The sequence below is a fragment of the Methylobacterium iners genome (genome assembly GCF_022179305.1).
GTDB classification, from domain to species: Bacteria; Pseudomonadota; Alphaproteobacteria; order Rhizobiales; family Beijerinckiaceae; genus Methylobacterium; species Methylobacterium iners.
This window is the reverse complement of record NZ_BPQP01000072.1, coordinates 1-14,755: the sequence shown is the minus strand read 5'-3', so window position 1 is coordinate 14,755 and position 14,755 is coordinate 1. Positions and strand designations below refer to the sequence as shown.

The 14,755-nt window shown below is 63.6% G+C and carries 19 protein-coding genes and 1 tRNA gene; 11 read left to right on the top strand and 9 right to left on the bottom strand.

Translation table 11 applies throughout. The features are described from left to right. Positions 1–121 precede the first annotated feature (121 nt). On the bottom strand, positions 122–550 hold the full coding sequence (locus tag MFF55_RS20705; RefSeq protein WP_238246004.1) for a hypothetical protein: 429 nt from the start codon (positions 548–550) through the stop codon (positions 122–124). A 112-nt stretch (positions 551–662) separates the two neighbouring features. On the opposite strand from MFF55_RS20705, the gene MFF55_RS20700 reads away from it, so the two are divergent. The 4 genes from MFF55_RS20700 to MFF55_RS20685 all read left to right on the top strand — a co-directional run bounded on the left by MFF55_RS20700 (position 663) and on the right by MFF55_RS20685 (position 2,008). Further along, entirely contained in the window at positions 663–914 is a 252-nt protein-coding gene (locus MFF55_RS20700; RefSeq protein WP_238246003.1) for a pilus assembly protein PilZ, read from the top strand. A 108-nt stretch (positions 915–1,022) separates the two neighbouring features. Further along, the gene (locus tag MFF55_RS20695) at positions 1,023–1,247 is read left to right on the top strand and encodes a hypothetical protein (RefSeq protein ID WP_238246002.1); all 225 of its coding nucleotides are present in this window, start codon (positions 1,023–1,025) and stop codon (positions 1,245–1,247) included. A 185-nt stretch (positions 1,248–1,432) separates the two neighbouring features. Beyond that, entirely contained in the window at positions 1,433–1,645 is a 213-nt protein-coding gene (locus MFF55_RS20690; protein WP_238246001.1) for a hypothetical protein, read from the top strand. A gap of 129 nt (positions 1,646–1,774) precedes the next feature. Next, complete coding sequence (locus tag MFF55_RS20685) at positions 1,775–2,008, top strand: hypothetical protein (RefSeq protein ID WP_238246000.1); 234 nt, start codon at positions 1,775–1,777, stop codon at positions 2,006–2,008. 186 nt (positions 2,009–2,194) lie between these two features. Here MFF55_RS20685 and MFF55_RS20680 read toward each other — a convergent pair whose 3' ends face one another. From MFF55_RS20680 to MFF55_RS20665, 4 genes are all read right to left on the bottom strand, one after another. Further along, a complete protein-coding gene (locus tag MFF55_RS20680) occupies positions 2,195–5,542 on the bottom strand; it encodes a phage tail length tape measure family protein (protein ID WP_238245999.1) in 3,348 nt (1,115 codons plus the stop codon). A 4-nt stretch (positions 5,543–5,546) separates the two neighbouring features. Then, entirely contained in the window at positions 5,547–5,873 is a 327-nt protein-coding gene (locus MFF55_RS20675; RefSeq protein ID WP_238245998.1) for a hypothetical protein, read from the bottom strand. Next, positions 5,860–6,225, bottom strand: coding sequence for a hypothetical protein (locus MFF55_RS20670; protein ID WP_238245997.1), 366 nt, complete (start codon positions 6,223–6,225; stop codon positions 5,860–5,862). Before MFF55_RS20670 ends, MFF55_RS20675 begins: the two co-directional genes overlap by 14 nt. Before the next feature lie 791 nt (positions 6,226–7,016). After that, a complete protein-coding gene (locus MFF55_RS20665) occupies positions 7,017–7,541 on the bottom strand; it encodes a histidine phosphatase family protein (RefSeq protein ID WP_238245996.1) in 525 nt (174 codons plus the stop codon). 500 nt (positions 7,542–8,041) lie between these two features. Between MFF55_RS20665 and MFF55_RS20660 the strand changes: the two genes are divergently transcribed. The 4 genes from MFF55_RS20660 (at position 8,042) to MFF55_RS20645 (ending at position 10,027) form a co-directional block, all read left to right on the top strand. Next, positions 8,042–8,614 (top strand): Ros/MucR family transcriptional regulator, encoded by a 573-nt coding sequence (locus MFF55_RS20660; RefSeq protein ID WP_238245995.1) that lies wholly within the window; start codon positions 8,042–8,044, stop codon positions 8,612–8,614. A gap of 193 nt (positions 8,615–8,807) precedes the next feature. Then, positions 8,808–9,020: a hypothetical protein gene (locus tag MFF55_RS20655; protein WP_238245994.1), complete on the top strand. Its 213-nt coding sequence runs from the start codon at positions 8,808–8,810 to the stop codon at positions 9,018–9,020. A 2-nt stretch (positions 9,021–9,022) separates the two neighbouring features. Then, positions 9,023–9,292 carry a hypothetical protein gene (locus MFF55_RS20650; protein ID WP_238245993.1) on the top strand — a complete coding sequence of 90 codons (270 nt, stop codon included), beginning with the start codon at positions 9,023–9,025 and terminating at the stop codon, positions 9,290–9,292. 567 nt (positions 9,293–9,859) lie between these two features. Continuing rightward, the gene (locus MFF55_RS20645; protein WP_238245992.1) at positions 9,860–10,027 is read left to right on the top strand and encodes a hypothetical protein; all 168 of its coding nucleotides are present in this window, start codon (positions 9,860–9,862) and stop codon (positions 10,025–10,027) included. Positions 10,028–10,818: 791 nt separating this feature from the next. Here the strand turns inward: MFF55_RS20645 and MFF55_RS20640 are convergent. Further along, positions 10,819–11,004 (bottom strand): hypothetical protein, encoded by a 186-nt coding sequence (locus tag MFF55_RS20640; RefSeq protein ID WP_238245991.1) that lies wholly within the window; start codon positions 11,002–11,004, stop codon positions 10,819–10,821. 382 nt (positions 11,005–11,386) lie between these two features. Between MFF55_RS20640 and MFF55_RS20635 the strand changes: the two genes are divergently transcribed. Both MFF55_RS20635 and MFF55_RS20630 read left to right on the top strand, forming a co-directional pair. Beyond that, positions 11,387–11,464: transfer RNA gene (locus MFF55_RS20635), tRNA-Ala, on the top strand. Between the two features lie 84 nt (positions 11,465–11,548). Next, positions 11,549–11,725 carry a hypothetical protein gene (locus MFF55_RS20630; protein WP_238245990.1) on the top strand — a complete coding sequence of 59 codons (177 nt, stop codon included), beginning with the start codon at positions 11,549–11,551 and terminating at the stop codon, positions 11,723–11,725. Positions 11,726–12,098: 373 nt separating this feature from the next. Here MFF55_RS20630 and MFF55_RS20625 read toward each other — a convergent pair whose 3' ends face one another. From MFF55_RS20625 to MFF55_RS20615, 3 genes are all read right to left on the bottom strand, one after another. Further along, positions 12,099–12,920, bottom strand: a complete 822-nt coding sequence (locus tag MFF55_RS20625; RefSeq protein ID WP_238245989.1) for a hypothetical protein — start codon at positions 12,918–12,920, stop codon at positions 12,099–12,101. Between the two features lie 103 nt (positions 12,921–13,023). Then, positions 13,024–13,359 carry a hypothetical protein gene (locus MFF55_RS20620; RefSeq protein ID WP_238245988.1) on the bottom strand — a complete coding sequence of 112 codons (336 nt, stop codon included), beginning with the start codon at positions 13,357–13,359 and terminating at the stop codon, positions 13,024–13,026. Between the two features lie 8 nt (positions 13,360–13,367). Further along, positions 13,368–13,631, bottom strand: a complete 264-nt coding sequence (locus MFF55_RS20615; protein WP_238245987.1) for a DUF6894 family protein — start codon at positions 13,629–13,631, stop codon at positions 13,368–13,370. A 716-nt stretch (positions 13,632–14,347) separates the two neighbouring features. On the opposite strand from MFF55_RS20615, the gene MFF55_RS20610 reads away from it, so the two are divergent. Continuing rightward, positions 14,348–14,755, top strand: a 408-nt coding sequence (locus MFF55_RS20610; RefSeq protein ID WP_238245986.1) for a hypothetical protein, incomplete at its 3' end; no start/stop codon positions are given.

The following is a 14,755-nucleotide window of genomic DNA, read 5'->3' as shown; positions in this document are numbered from 1 at the left end:
TTCCGGCACTTATGCGTTGCTCCGCCGGGCGCCGCCCCCGTACAGCATGCCGCCCGTCCGCATCTGTTCGGTCATGCGTACAACAACTATGGGGTGCCTGAGGAGATCTACCGCGGGCTCATCACTGCTCCGTCAGCCGCATCCCGCGTTCGAATACCGATGGGTTGGAAAAACAGTAGCCAGGGCCGCTGAGACGACTAAGCTCGTGGTCTCTCTGCGGGAACTGAGAGGCATGGAAATGCTTACTCACATTGTTCAGCTTTCCGAGCAGCTCAACAGGAGTAACCGCGATGAATGGCAGTTCCGATGGCCGTACCTTCGCCGTGAAAGCGCGTCTAAAGGCGCAGAAGCTCAATGCCGAGCCGTTCGCTGCAATCCGTCTTCCGAGACTCCCGGCATCTGAAGTCGCCAGCATCGCGGGATTGGAAGCGGTCCGTCGAGCACTGGATGAGTTCGTCACTGGGTCCCTCTCGGCCTGAGGGTCATCAGCCTGATTGGTCGGCTCGGTGAGGGTAATGCCAAATAGGCCATAGGTGGGAAGGGCGCTCATGCGGCCCCTAGCGAGAATGAGACGGCACAGCGTAGCTTTTGAATGGTTGCTTTGAACCGCGCTTAATTTGTGACCACCATCGTTTGCGCAGTTAGGCCTCAGAGGCTCTGCCGTGAACGTAAATCTCCGCAAGTCTCCACGGCAGATCGCCTTTAAGATCGGCGCTATCCAGATCAATGCATGCTCCGTCGACATCGAGTGTCTGATCTGGAACATCTCGGAGTGCGGCGCGCAGATTGAGCCGCTGTCTCTAGAGCCCGTGCCTAACGAGTTCGAACTGTTCGTCGACGAAAATGAGCCACGTCGTTCCTGCTTCGTAATCTGGCGTGAGGGCCCGAAGATCGGCGTCGCCTTCACGGTGTGACGGAGGCGAAAGAGAGCAGTCAGACTGCTGCGCTCTCGCCCACGCGACGCAACAATCGTCGCGCCCGAAGAGATCGTGGCGCAACAGGGCTGGCTTACACCGCCACGCATGACGACCCTCTCGCACTTCCTCCGCTGCATTCCCGGCTTCCGACTGGTCTGGTGCCCTCTGGCGCTGACCGTCGCGCTCCTCGCCTTCGCTCTGGCAGGGACCCTCAGGCTGCGATTTCTCGACTTCGACGGCAGCCGGGTGCTCGCGGCAGCGATTGCCTGTGTCGGCGTGCTATTGGCGATGTCGGCGCTGCCGGGGCTAAACGTCCAAGCTGCGGAATAGTCACGGTTGGGGATGCAGCCGTCATGCGCTCACCCTACCAACCCGGTGGCTACGGTGTGGCCAGTGTCACGAAAAGGCGGCTGGTAGGGGACCAGCCGGAACGCTTTATGGTTAAGCGCGTAGTTCGCATGAACCCGACAGCGCGGCTTGGCCGCGGAAGATCGGCACTCGGAGGACCGCACGCCATGATGAACCAGGATGTCAGCAACGCTCTCGGCGTCAGCATCATCGGCGCCGATCTGGCAAAGCAGATCTCAGCACGCCTCGACTTTGAGGATCGAAAAGCCGGTCAATGGACCCAGCAGCGCGGCGAGGGGGACATTCCGGCGATGATTTGCGAGCAGTCGCTGCGGCATACATCCGGTCGCCGTACGCCCGAGTCGATCTCCGCAACGTGACAAGCGGACCGAATCGCCACTGGTTGAGCTGAGCGACCACGATCCTAGACCGGCATACCCACAACCAGGGCAAGGTCCGCCGACCTAGTGAAAACTTGGAGCGTTGGATTGATTAGCGGAGCACGGCGAATGTCCGACGAGCCGAAGACCTCGACCGAAGACCTGGCCAATAGCGCCTACGACCAAAAGGCTGGCCACTTGACCCAGAAGCCGGGGGCCAAGCCCGAAGGATCTGTGACGAGCGCCGCTGATCCGGCAACAGGCAGACTTCCGGCGACGCCAGAGCGTGCCGGCGCGCGCCCTGGCACGGAAGCTGATGAATATGCCTCGGGTCCGTCCGATAAGGGACTGGGCAAGGACTGACCCGCGGCGTGCGAAGCCACCGATGATTCGAGGCCCCATCACGAGCCCGACCCCCCCACCGCGCCGTCGCGGAGGCGGCAACGGTGGAGGCTTGCATCACCGAGCCTGCGAAGTTCGGCATCTTGTCGCTCGACCCAACGAATTGCGTCAGTAGCAGTCCACCCCTGCGGAAGGCCGCTGATGCATCTATGCGTTCGAGCGGCGAGCGCCGCCTTCGTAGACCACCCCGCCAGGTCGCATGTGCTTGCTGGCGAATCTCACCCACATCACCTCGGCCTGCTCCATGGCGGCTTTGGCGTTGGCTTCAGCATTTCGGCGATCCATCGCAGCGTCACCCGACGAGCCCGTCGCCTGAATCAACACTGCGAAGGATGGTGAGAGCACGGTGTTACCCTCCCCGGCCTGATTGCTGTTCGCCGGCTGGCTGATGTGCACTGGGATCCGGCGACCATCCGGCAGCGGTACCGCAGCCTCGGGCCCTGCCTCACCGAAGATGCTCGGCCCATTGCTGATGCCGCCAGCCGCGAAGGTCGGGAGGGGACTGCCCCCAAATAGGCTGGCCAGGTTCAGGCTCTGGAGGCCTTCGAGCAATCCGCCGCTCCCGCCTCCGCTGCCGCCCAGGAAGCCCCGGAACAGTGCGCTCACGGCCTGGTCCGCTGCCAGGTTCAGGAGCTTGTCAGCCCATCGGGTGGTCTGATTGGCCAGAGCCTGCATGGCGGTGGAGCCGCGCGCGAGATCGCTGGCAAACCCGCCCAGAGCGTTAGTCGCCTCGGACCGAAGCTCGCGCATGTTCGCGGTCATGGCCTCCTGTTCGATGATGAATTGCGCGGCCGGCGAGGTGGTGTCGCCAATCACTGAGCGAGCCCGGCTGTAGGCGCTCTGCTCCGAGGCAGGGCGTCCAAGCTGCTCACGCTCGAAGGCAGCGTCCCGGCCATAGCGCGTGGTTGCCAGTTGCTGGGCGATAGCCGCTCGCTCAACTTCTGCCTGCCGAATCGCCGCGGCATAGGACTCCGTGATCGTGACGCCCTTCTGCTGCTCCTCGAACAGACGACGGTTCACCTCGATCGTGGTCTCGAGCGCCTTGCCGTTCTGGCCGTACAGCCGATTGTTCGCCTCGAGGTTCTTCCGCTCCAATTCGAGGGCTGCTGCGCGATCGCCTTCGGCCTTTATCATCTGCTCGGCGCCAGGCGGAGGCGTCAGGATCTGCTTGATGTAATCCCGCGTCTCAGCCGGGAGCACGGACGGATCGCTGCCGGCATTGAGGAAGCGCTGAGCCGTGCGTGGCCCGGCGTTGTAGCCAATGAGCGCTGCCACCTCGTTCCCGTTAAATTGCCGAAGCAACTGAGCCATGAGCTCGCCTTGCTTCACGATGGACTCCATTGGGTCGAACGGATTCCGCAGGCCCATGCCGCGGGCGGTCTGCGGCATGAACTGCGAGATGCCCTGCGCGCCGGCAGAGCTCACGGCGTTCGGGTTGAACCGGCTCTCCTGACGAATCTGCGCGGCCAGAAGATCGGCGTTCACACCGCTAGCATTGGACGAGGCGATGATCTGATCGCGGTATTGCGCCGGCGCCTGTCCCACACCCATGGAATAGCGCCCGCTGCCGGACGAACTCCCGTTGATCGTCCGGAGGCGCTGGGTTTCTAATTCGAGATCCCGGGCCCGCCGGATGCCGGCCAGGTCGCGCGGATCGGCGTCGCGTTCCTTGTCGGCGTATTCCTTCTCGATGGCCGCCGTTGCCCGTGCCGTGGGTGCGAAGGTGGCGGTGCGATTGTTGAATTCCGCCGTCCGGTTGAGGGTCGCGGTCGCCACGCTCCCGAACCGGGCAATGTCGTCGGCCATGTTGCGCGTGGCACGGCTCAGGCCCTCGAAGGCAGTGGTGGTGTCCGTGAGGGCGCTGCGGTCCAGGCCGAACTTGATCGGGTCGGCAATTGCCTTGCGGAGCTGCTCGGCCTGATCCTGGAGCTTCTTCAATTCCTGGCGCTCGGGATCCGTCGAGCGGACAATCACGCCGATCTGCAGCGACCGTTGTGCCGTCTGTGCCGCCTCGTTCTGCCTCCGACGCTTGTCGATCTCCCTCTGGAGGCGCTTCAATTCGGCCTGTGCCGCGGCTGTGTCCCGCGCACCGATCCCGAATGGCAGGTAGCTTTCGCGCGCCCTCGAATTGGCCAGCACGGTCTGTGCGGTCGCCAGTCGGGTTTCTAGGTCACCACCGGTGGCCACGCGATCGATCGCCTGCCCGACCTTGTCCCACGCATCCGAGATGAGCGTCCCCGCCGCTGCGGTGGCCCTGCCCCATCCGGAGGTCAATTCGGTCGCGCTTGTCAGACCGGTTCGATAGGCGGCCAGCAAGGCCTGTTGTGCGCCCAACCGGTCACCCTGAGCCTGCAGGCGCTGGATATTCTCCCGGGTCGCGTCCGACAGGAAGCCCAATTGCTTGTTGAGGTCGTCCGCACCCTTGGCCGGATCAGCGAAGGCCTCGGCGAGCACCTTCGCGGCGTCGGGCAATTCCTGGCCTGTCGTGGCGGCGTAATCCTTCACGGACCCAATTAGCCCGGCATAGATCTCGGATCCGATCCGGCCCGTGGCGGCGAACTGTCCCGCCATCTCACGGGCGGTACGGACCGACACGTCACCCGCGGCGGCCGCTGCCGGCGCCAGCGCATTAATCTCGTCCGCGGTCGTTCCAGAGGCGCGTCCAATTCCCGACAGGGAGGCCTGCAGGTCGCGCATCGAATTCCGGCAGCTGACGAAGGCCGCAACGCCTGTGAGTGCGACGGTGCCCACCCCGCTGATCGCCGCGCCCACCAGGCCAACCCGGGCCGCGAGTCCTGAGGCCGCCTCCCCGGCCTGAGCCAGCGCCCCGCGGACGCTCGCGCCGCCCGGTCCACCGAAGGCCTGGGCAATCTGCGGACCCTGCTGAAAGGCCACCGTCGCCAGACTGCTGCCGCTGCCGAGTGATGAGACGATGTCGGACGCCTGGTAGGCCAAATTCTGGACCTGGTCGCCGCGGAGGCGGTTGCTGTTCGCGGCTGGGCCCATGGCCGGCGTGGAGCCCATCGAGGCGACCTTCCGGCTGAGCTCCACGCTTTCGAGCTGCTTGGCGCCGACGCCCCCGAGATCCTTCCAGGCGGCACGCTGCGCATCGGCCGCGCGCTGTGAGGCGGCTGCCAGGGTGCCATATCGAGCCTCGAGCAGCCCCGAGGTCCGTTCGTAGGCCGTGGCGTCGACAGCACCCTGCGCATACGCCCTGTCGAGGGTCCGCATTCCCTTCTCGAGCTGTTGTGTCGAGCGGTATTGCGTATCGATCGAGGCCCGAAGCTTGTCGACGGCCGCGGTGGCCGACAATTGCCGGCGTGAGGCCATGTCGGTGATGATCGCCGTCGCCTCGGTGGCCCTGGCCATGCGCTCGTTGGCAACCGTGACCCCGTCGACCGTGGTCACCAAACGATCCATGGCCGTCCGCGCTTCGGTCACACCAACGGCGCGGGCCTGGAGCGTGATGCGGCGGATGCTTTCGATCGAGGGCATAGAGCTAATTCCTCTGAGCTGCCGCCCGTTGCAGGGCCAGGAATTCAGCCCGCATCGTGCGCAGGAAGGCACTCTTGAATTCGCGGACCCACTTTGGCGGGACGCCATCCTCGAGGTAGATCGCAGCCTGCTGCTCCATTGCCGTCAAAAACAGGTCGACGGCCTTTTCCGCGAAGGCTTTCGTCGCGCCCTCAGGCAGGGTGTCATCGATGAAACGGACAGAGTCGGCGCCCATCATGCTGCCGGCCTTTGTGAGCTCCCGGCGGGACATGCGTTGCGCGGACATTTGCGCCTCTGCGGGGATATTCACGGAGGCTTCAATGGGTGCCATTGGCACAGCCTCCCATGATGCTGCCCGGCGGCGATTGCTGTAGTAGTTGCGCAAGGGCGTCGATATCGGCACGCGCCTCGGGATAACGCTTCGCAATCGAGGCGAGCTCGGCGGTCACCTCCCGCCAGTGCTGGCTCTCCACAGAGCGGGCGGTGGCAACGAGCTCAGCTCGGTACTCCGACGAGAGGCCACGCCAGTGTCGGTCTACGGCTCCACGGCCAACGCCGAAGCGCTGAGCAATCCGAGCGAGGCTGATACCTGCGGCTCGCGCAAGCTCGATGTCCTGCCGATGCGGATGGTTGGCGATGATCGCCTTGCGGCCGGGTCTGGAGTTTGGGAGGTCGGACGACATGCAGGCAGGGCTCCTCCGGTGACCGGATCGGGGCCCGCGCGCTCTGTGTGGAGCGCCTATGGCATGTCGCGGCTACGGCTTCAGAGCCGCGGCGACGTGGGAACGTATCGTGAAGGCCTGTCTCGCTTCAAGCTGCCTGAACGCGGCATGCACCGCCTTTGCGCATGCCGAGCCGCCCTGTTTCAGCTGACAGGCCCTAGATCTCTGGGCGGTGAAGCTCACTCTGGAAGCTGCCGGTCTTGAATTTATTTCCGAGAACCGAGGAGGTATCGGTATCTGCTTCCGGGATCGGAGTGATGGTTCGAAGCATGGCTAGGACGAAGGGCCGGCGCCGCTCCACCTGTCACCATGAAGCTGGGCACGCCCTCGTCCGCTCGCTCTTTCGGTAGCCAGTCCATAGCCTCAGGGCGTGCGCTGCGTCGGCGGCGCGGATTGGGGGCAGTCGGCAGGACGTGGCGGCTTGTCGTATCCCTGCGGCTCGCAGGCTGCGACGGCCGGCTTTCCAGACGTGTCGTCCTTCGGGCTCCTGAGAAGGCCGAAGCCCCAGAACACGGCGGTGCCCACAGCCACGGCGATGAGTAGGGCTAGAGCGATAAACGGAAGCGACCGACTCATGGCGATGCCCTGCTTGGCGCAGTCCGAGCCGACTTACGTTCCCTACGCGGTCGCGTCAGCCTGAGCGAGCCTTACAAACAGCAACTCACGGGAACCGCCCAGGGTTGGTCGGGCTGCTGCCTTTTTCTTTGGGATGGGAGATCCCGCCGACGGGAGCTTTCGTGAGGAGAGTTTTCTCAGGCAGCATCGCCCGCCAGGAGTTGCTGAGGGATCTGCCTGAAGGTCCAACCCTCCTCCGCGGGGTCCAACACCCAGACAAGATCGTAGCGGTACCCCGGCCATTCGTCGGGGGCTTGCGGCGGGTTTGCCAGTGCGGCCACGCAATCCGGGATGCGCGAGTGGTTCCAGGCGATCAGGACGACGCCCGAGCGCGTCATCACCTCGGCCATCAGGGCGCCCGTCTCCGGCTTCGCGAAGGCTTCGCTGTAGTCGATGGCACCCCTCTCCCCCAGGAGGGCGTGGAGCGGTGCGACGGTCTGCTGAGGACGCAGGCTCTCGCTGCCGGGGGCGACGCCCGAGGCGAAGATGACGTCGGGCGTCGCAAGGCCCCGTTGTCCCGAGCCGAAGAGAGACGCCAGGGCGCCTGCGCGCTGCCAGCCCCGTACGGTCAGGCTTTCGGGATCGGCTTGGCCCTCGCTGGTCACGCCCGGTGTCTCGTGCTCCTCTGCGTGACGGATGATCATGATGCGGCTGGGGCTCATGGCGGGCTTTCTGACGTGAGGAACTGAGTGGCCCGAGACAGCAACCCGTCAGCAGCCTCATTCGTCACATCGACCGCCATTGTGCCAACCCAAGCAGTTGACGACGGGTCCAGCCATTCTCTTCCCGTTCTGAGATCGCGTGATGGCGCCAGACTGAGGTTTGGCTAACTGGCCTCATCCATCCTATCCGCGAGCCAAGTTGCGTACCGGCTCACCTGTGAGATGGACGACTCGCCCCGCCAGCCCGTGACCAGATCGGGCGGCGGGGCAAACAGGCCGGGCCACTCCGTCGCTGCTCACTCCGAAGTGCTACGTTCGTCTTGGAAAATCCCGCGGCGAAGCTAGAACTTCAGGTCAGCTCCGCCTTGAGTAACGGCGCGACCTGCAGCAAATTTCCGTGGGGGCTGCCTACAAGATCGCTGCGAATAAAATTGCGTAGAGGCCTTGATCTTGGAGCGCCCTTCGCTGATTGCGTATATACTAGCGAAAGAAGGCCCGCCATGACAGACAACGTCGAAACGCAAATCGTTGAGCAGGATGATACGGTCGAGCTAACAACGCAGATCGTGGCGGCCTACGTGTCCAACAACTCGGTCCCGGCCTCCGGCCTTGCAGACCTCATCGTGTCCGTCCACTCAGGATTGCTCGGCCTCGGCAAGCCGAGCGCTCCTGCTCAGGAGCCCGTGACCAAGGCCACCCCGGCGCAGGTCAAGAAGTCGATCGGGGATGAGGGGCTGATCAGCTTCGAGGATGGCAGGCCCTACAAGTCGCTGAAGCGCCACCTCTCAAGCCGTGGCCTGACACCGGAAGGCTACCGGGCCAAGTACGGTCTGCCCTCCGACTATCCGATGGTCGCGCCGAGCTACGCCAGGCAGCGCTCCGAGCTCGCTCGCACCATTGGGCTTGGGCGGGCGCGTCAGCCGGCTGCACCAAAGAGCGCTGACGTGGCTGAGACTGTCACGGATGCGCCGAAGGCTCGCGGCGGCCGGCGCACAACCAATGTTGCTACCCCTTCGGCTTCAGCACCGAAGAAGCGCGGTCGAGCCAGCAAGGCTGTTGCTGCCGCTGAGTGAGGTTGTCGGGTCAGGCGGGAAGCCTGACCCGCACTCGAAACGAGTGTGCGCAACTGCACCCTGTTCCAGCGGACGCACGATCGGCGCGACGTGCCGGGTGTGCCTGAGGGCATCCCAATCTGAGCGTTCAGGAGCAGGGGCTGCTTCGCGCCTTCACTTCGTGCTCATAAACCCACGTTAGTTTCGCCCGGCTATGCTGCCGGACAACCTTCCTCTACCCCATGCCGCCCGCTCCCTCCTTGCCGAGGCGATCAGCGCGCTGCGCATCGCCGGCCGGATCGTTCAGAAGCTCGCGGATCCTGCCGACACCTACAGCATTGACGGTGGGCCGCCGGTGACCTTCGGTGGCGTCGTGGCACTGGCTTGGGATACGGGGCTGATGGGCGGGTTGCAGGGGATGCAGTAGCGATGGCCGAGAAAACCGGAGCGACCTTCGGCGAGCTCTACAAGGCCAACGCCATCACCGAGGAAGACCTCGTCGCGGCCGTGAACGCCTTCATGACAGACCGGACAACGGCCGAGTTTGCGATCGGCGGCGAGTACGTCTTGGATCTTGCCGCAGCCGTCCAGGCGAGCCCCTTTGCCATGCGGATGCTAAACGACCCGGCGTTCAAGGATGGCTCAAGGCGCAGCGCGGTGCGCACGGCGATCCTCCTGGCCCGGCCGGTGAAGGGGTGACGTCATACTGAAGTGTGCAGGATTGTCTTGCGCCCACTACGGGTGGCACCCGGACCTTGATCCTCTAACCAGAAGCGGACCATCCACCTTCGACCCAACCTCACTTTGAGAGCACGCCTTTGTCGCCTCCGGAAGCGGACGTCTGTCGCTTGGACGTTATGGATCCTGATACGAAACATGCGGTAAGTCGGACAAGCTCCTGTCGCTCGTAGAGCAGTGTGCATGTCGGGAGGAGTTCGAGTGCTCGATCCGTCTCAGTTCATCGTCGCGTTCCTCGACCTACCGTATTGGGCCAAGCTGACGCTGCTCATCATGGCTGCCGTCATAGGGCTGATGAGTTCCGTTCTGGGTACGGCACTTAGATCCCGACTTAGAGCCCTGTCGCGCCTTGGTAAGCTAACCGATGAATTGGACGAGGAAAAGCGCAAGCTTGCTTCAGAAAAGCACTGGCGGCTGGCGGATGAAAGGGTGAGCGCCAGTCTCTCGGCGGAGAGGACTTCACGGGGTACTGCTGAGCCCTCAAGCCCAGTGCCCCTCGATACACCCTAACCTCGACCTGGCCGCACAGTGCGCGACGACACAGCCGCGCCCGTCCGAGGCCGCCATCTTAAGGCGCTGCGCGCCTGCGCTCTGCGTCCGCTCGGCCTGCGCCGCGGCGTCTACACGTCCGCGATGCCGGTGCTGGTGTTGGTCGCGCGCGGGCTGGTCGAGGAAGGGCTGACGCGCTGGAAGTAGCACCGGTCTTGTGGGACAGCCTGGTTCCTGACGGCGGCCGGGCCGGCGCTGGTGCGGGAGCGGGATGACTGAAACAAGAGAGTCATTGCGGTGGTCAGGTCCTTAACGCGCCGTTAGCGTGAGTCTTATAAATCGATTGGTATGAGCACGTTATGTCTGAACACTATCGCATGCGAAGACACCTTCGACTTCGCACATGTCTCTGAACCAGCGGTGTCAGAGCTGGCGCCTCATTGTTTTTCTGCAAGTGACTCAGGGCCCGCGCTCGTACATCATCAACCAGTCAAGAAGTTGGCGACCTACGTCGGAGCTTATTTCGCAATGGCGGCAGCACTCGGAACCGGAGTTTCCTATGCTGTTGCACCGATTGCCATTCCGGCGCAGCCTGAAACTTTCGCATACAGCCTGCGGCTAAGCGAAGATGCTGAAATGTCGAGGCCAGTTCCCGCCACTATTCGGGAAGGCTTCAGCTTCAATCTTAGGCTACAAGCCTCCTAGAACTTCGTTGCAGGGCTTGACCTTCGCTAAAGCTCGACGTGGCAGAAGAGCCCGCCGCGGTGCGAGCGAGGAGGGCTGAACGACGGGTGGCCCTGCCGCCGCAGATCGGGGGACGATCCACAACGGCAGGACCTGTCCGATATGCGACAGGAAAGAAGCTCCCGGACCAAGGAATGATGCCCAGCCTGAGCCGCAAAGGAAAGCCCAGCGCGGCGGGTGCCGGCGGGGCTGAAGTTGAGCCAATCGCCCAACGTGAGGAAGGTCGCGGCAGAAAAGCAGGGTGCGTGCCAGGGTCAGGGCTTTCGGCTCTTCGCGCGCCGCATCTCCAGCGCCTCAGTCACCAGCATCCGAATGGCCTCTGATCGGTTTGGAAGGTCAGGATGCTCCCGCCTGAACGCATCAACGTTCTGAACGAATGAGACTGGCGCCACGATCTGCAGCCGCTCCGTCGCGGGACCTTCCTTCAGCTTCTTCGGCATGTCCGCGGTCGTGTCGTGAGCCTGGCCTTCGGGATCATTGAGGCTGTCACGTTGCTCGCATGGTCAGCCCCGTCCGTGATTTAAGCCTATCGCCTCGACCGCACCTCCTCCAAGGCATCGATCCGACGCTGCATTTGAGCCAAGGCGCCCCGCAGGCTGAACGTGTCGCTGAACGATTTCTCTATGTCGTTTATCTGGCGCTGCAGGTTGGCGTTCTGTTGCTCCTCAGAGGTCCAGACCCGGGCGTGCTAGCCGCGGGTGACGATGCCTCCTAGACCTTGTCGATGTCGCGCTGATGCAGTCGAAGATGAAGAGGGATCGCTAGACTTCGACGGACCCGCTTAGGCCGGCGCAAACAATTCAGGCGCGAGACCAGGCCTACGGGCCGGTGGGGGAGCGGATCACCCGGACGCCGTGCAAGGCGTCACAGGCTCGGTTCGATTCCGAGCCCGGCCCTCCATCTCACGATGTGGGAGGCCGAAAACCGGAACCGGGTGAACGCTCAGGCCTTGATCCGTCGAATCGACAGGCGACGGAGGGCGCAATGCGCGTATTTCAGGTGAGACAAGCGACGACGGGCAGCATTCTCTGGACAGGCGCGGCCGCAGGCGACGCGTCTGCTCTCGAAGCCATGGCGCACGAGGCGGGTTACCTGGACGCTGCCCACATCCCACAAGCGATCTTGGATCGAGGGCTGAAGGTCGAAGTCCTCAATCTTTGATTGGTTTAGAAGGCGATGGACTTAGGGGCGGCATCGGGCCGTCCTTTTGTTTGGGCTCTAGCCCGCTCGTTGCAGTCGGCCCCTGATCATTCGAGGAACCGCGTGTTGAACGACAACCAAGCCCCCGTCGGCCTCAGACGGGTTTTCGTGCGTGCCCTTGCCTACCTGCGGGCCGGGCTCTGGATGGCAAAGGAGATGAACCCCTGGCGCAGGCCTTATGGGAAGCGGCGGTGAGGTCCCAACCTTGTGGGGCACAGCTCGCGACGGCCGGGCCCTCAATGCATGACCCGTCATAGCGGGTTGGCTGACGGGGTAGAGAAATGCGCCTATCCGCTCTGATTAACATCCGCGAGGACTGTGGGGGAAAGAGCCTCTATGGGGCGCCGATCTGCCACTGAACTGCGACAGCGACTTGGTACTGCGGCGTGTCTCGGTTCAGCCCGATCCCGACCGCCACGCCGACGATGGCTTTCTGGCTCCGCAAGCGATGGCGAACGCCAATCTGTGCCAAGCTAAAATCCTGATCGCCACGCTCCTGCTGCTCTCGCGCGTAGCTCGCCACTAAAGCTGTGTCTCGCGAGATCGCTTGTCCGATGGAGGCGTTGGCGAGATAACGATGCGGCCGGTCGCTCGGTCCTGGGTCGATGCGGGAGATCAGGCCCGCGTTCAGGCTGATCCCAAGCGGCCTCTCGCCTCCTACGAGGGACTTCCCGAACAGAGCGACCGCATCCGTCTCATAGGCCGTCCCATCCGGTCCGTAGAGCGCCCGCACGCGCCCGAGCAGTCCCACGGACGGTACAGCAGCCTGCTCCTTGCTGAGCTGGTAGAGGCTGCCCAGTTGCGTCACGCCCCCAAGCTCGGCGCGCCCACTACGGACCATGTCCTCTGACTGCTCAGAGGCGATGGTGCCAAGCCGACGACCGATGTCGAGGTTGCCGTAGGCGCCGGACTGGCCGATCCGGAGATCAAGGTCGGGGGCAATTCCAAAGCCAATCTCGGTCTCTGCGCCGTACGTGTTGCGCACTCGTCCGCTCGGTGCTCGCTCATACGAACCTGCAATGCCAAAGACCGCCTCGCCAACGGGGGTGGCGTTCGGATCAGTGACCTCGAAGGGATCATCGGCCAGGCTGATCGGCTCATCCTGAGCAGAAGCAGCGCCCGGCAGAAGCTGACAGGTAAACAGCGCGAAAGCCAAGGCTGATCGAAGGTGACGAGAACGTCTTGCTGGCAACTTGCTGGTCCTTGAGCCCGCTCATCCAAGAGGCAAAGCCACCGACTTACCTCAGGTTCAGAATACGTCACTCCTGGCGCCGACCGACTTGGAGCGCCAGGGCTTTCTCCCAGCCGAGCGGCAGAGGAACGCCTCGCAGCTTCATTCGAGCCTCAACACTGGCGAGGACCCATTGCCAATGCTCAGGGCAAAGATCTGGCAGCATCTTGTCGACGCCCAGGTTGTGGGCGGCAACGTCGGCGGCCCGCTCCCATTCCTGCAAAAGGCGATGGCGGTCGTTGGCCGGTGGTTCGATAGGCGCATCAGGCATGTCGATGCCTCCGGGAATCACCCCATCGGAGGTTACAGGCTGCAGACTTGCGAACAACCATGTGCCCGGCGAGCGTACCCATGACTCCAGCATTGCGGCTCCTACACCCCCCGAAAGGTCGATGGTGGCCTGACCATCAAGTACTGGGACAACACCAGCACAGCCTCAAACAGAACAGTTCCTGCCTCGTCGCGCACGCTGCCGGCAATCTGACTGCGTACGTTTCCGTCGAGGCTATGGCGGCCCATCTCGCGCAGGACTGTCACTGCCTCGCGACGCGCGCCCTCCATATCGGGCAGGTCGAGACCTTTGTCGTCCCGTACGTCAAACGTGCCGTCGCTCGTGTCGATGAAGTAACGCGGCATCGGATCCTCCATGACGGAGGCACGCTATCGTGAGGCAGGGACCTGCCGCGCTAACGTTCGGCAAGCCCAGCGGTCAGTTCGGCTCCCAGGGTGCGAAAGCGCGTTCGGTCGTGTCGCCAAGGGCGCATTCCCTTCGTCAACCACGCCCTACGGGCCGGCTCGCAGCTAGGCGGAGCCGCAATAGTCGTCAATCGACGAGGCGGACGACTGCCAGGAGCATCGCCGTGGTGCCGAGCATGACACCCGTGAGCTGGGCGAAGGCACCAGAGCGACGAACGACGTCGGTTCGCGACCAACCGACGAGGAGCCCACCAGCCTCGCAGAGCGCCTATCCGAGCACGAGAAGACCAAGCGCCGTGTGCATGGGCGGGCAACGCCCGTTCCAGAGAGTGGCTCCGCACCGATTTGCAAACCGAGGCTGCGGACCTCAATGCAACGCCCAATCAGGGCTGCAGGGGACGGCAACAGCTGTAGGGGCTGAGCCAGACCTTGCTAACATCCAAGATCTGCAGAGATGATCCGGCGCTTACAACCGACCTGCTCGACGGGAACACCGACTTCCGACAGTGTGATAAATCAGCAGCAAGCAACCACAAAGTCATCAGAATTTACATAGATCAATCCAGCAAATTTGACACAGGAATTTGGTCTCTAGATCCTCTCGCCACAGCTGCGAGTGGTGCGTCCGCGGTGACGCTGGCAGGGGGAGTCGTGACATGGACCCGATCAAGCGCCTGCCCTGGGATCGCCCCTCTCAGCTCGATGCTCGTGGCACAGAGGCAGCCGTGGCCGGAGACAACAGCTTGAGCAACGTCCTGCGTTTGGTGGGCTCCTTCGATGAGCTGGAGAGCCAAGCACCACCCCCGACCCACCGGTCCTCAGCACGCGATTGGACGAAGCTGATCGACCGCATCCGTGAGGCTGCAGCCCATAGCCGCGAAATCGAGGCCCAGGCCCATGAGCAGGAGCTGCGCGTTCAGGCCCTCCTGGATCGTGCCCGAGAGGACATTCAGGCAGCAGCTGAGCGTGTGCGTGCCGCCGATGCGCGCACCGCCGAGATGCAGGCCCGCACTGAAAAGCTGCTCAAGACTGCTGACGAGCGTGTGAAGGCAGCCGAGGAGCGT

What these genes read in the sequence shown, in the direction of transcription:
- MFF55_RS20705 (WP_238246004.1), bottom strand. Translation starts at nt 550, where the DNA reads ATGAGCGCCCTTCCCACCTATGGCCTATTTGGCATTACCCTCACCGAG.
- MFF55_RS20695 (WP_238246002.1), top strand. Translation starts at nt 1,023, where the DNA reads ATGACGACCCTCTCGCACTTCCTCCGCTGCATTCCCGGCTTCCGACTG.
- MFF55_RS20690 (WP_238246001.1), top strand. Translation starts at nt 1,433, where the DNA reads ATGATGAACCAGGATGTCAGCAACGCTCTCGGCGTCAGCATCATCGGC.
- MFF55_RS20685 (WP_238246000.1), top strand. Translation starts at nt 1,775, where the DNA reads ATGTCCGACGAGCCGAAGACCTCGACCGAAGACCTGGCCAATAGCGCC.
- MFF55_RS20680 (WP_238245999.1), bottom strand. Translation starts at nt 5,542, where the DNA reads ATGCCCTCGATCGAAAGCATCCGCCGCATCACGCTCCAGGCCCGCGCC.
- MFF55_RS20675 (WP_238245998.1), bottom strand. Translation starts at nt 5,873, where the DNA reads ATGGCACCCATTGAAGCCTCCGTGAATATCCCCGCAGAGGCGCAAATG.
- MFF55_RS20670 (WP_238245997.1), bottom strand. Translation starts at nt 6,225, where the DNA reads ATGTCGTCCGACCTCCCAAACTCCAGACCCGGCCGCAAGGCGATCATC.
- MFF55_RS20665 (WP_238245996.1), bottom strand. Translation starts at nt 7,541, where the DNA reads ATGAGCCCCAGCCGCATCATGATCATCCGTCACGCAGAGGAGCACGAG.
- MFF55_RS20660 (WP_238245995.1), top strand. Translation starts at nt 8,042, where the DNA reads ATGACAGACAACGTCGAAACGCAAATCGTTGAGCAGGATGATACGGTC.
- MFF55_RS20655 (WP_238245994.1), top strand. Translation starts at nt 8,808, where the DNA reads ATGCTGCCGGACAACCTTCCTCTACCCCATGCCGCCCGCTCCCTCCTT.
- MFF55_RS20650 (WP_238245993.1), top strand. Translation starts at nt 9,023, where the DNA reads ATGGCCGAGAAAACCGGAGCGACCTTCGGCGAGCTCTACAAGGCCAAC.
- MFF55_RS20640 (WP_238245991.1), bottom strand. Translation starts at nt 11,004, where the DNA reads ATGCCGAAGAAGCTGAAGGAAGGTCCCGCGACGGAGCGGCTGCAGATC.
- MFF55_RS20630 (WP_238245990.1), top strand. Translation starts at nt 11,549, where the DNA reads ATGCGCGTATTTCAGGTGAGACAAGCGACGACGGGCAGCATTCTCTGG.
- MFF55_RS20620 (WP_238245988.1), bottom strand. Translation starts at nt 13,359, where the DNA reads ATGCTGGAGTCATGGGTACGCTCGCCGGGCACATGGTTGTTCGCAAGT.
- MFF55_RS20615 (WP_238245987.1), bottom strand. Translation starts at nt 13,631, where the DNA reads ATGCCGCGTTACTTCATCGACACGAGCGACGGCACGTTTGACGTACGG.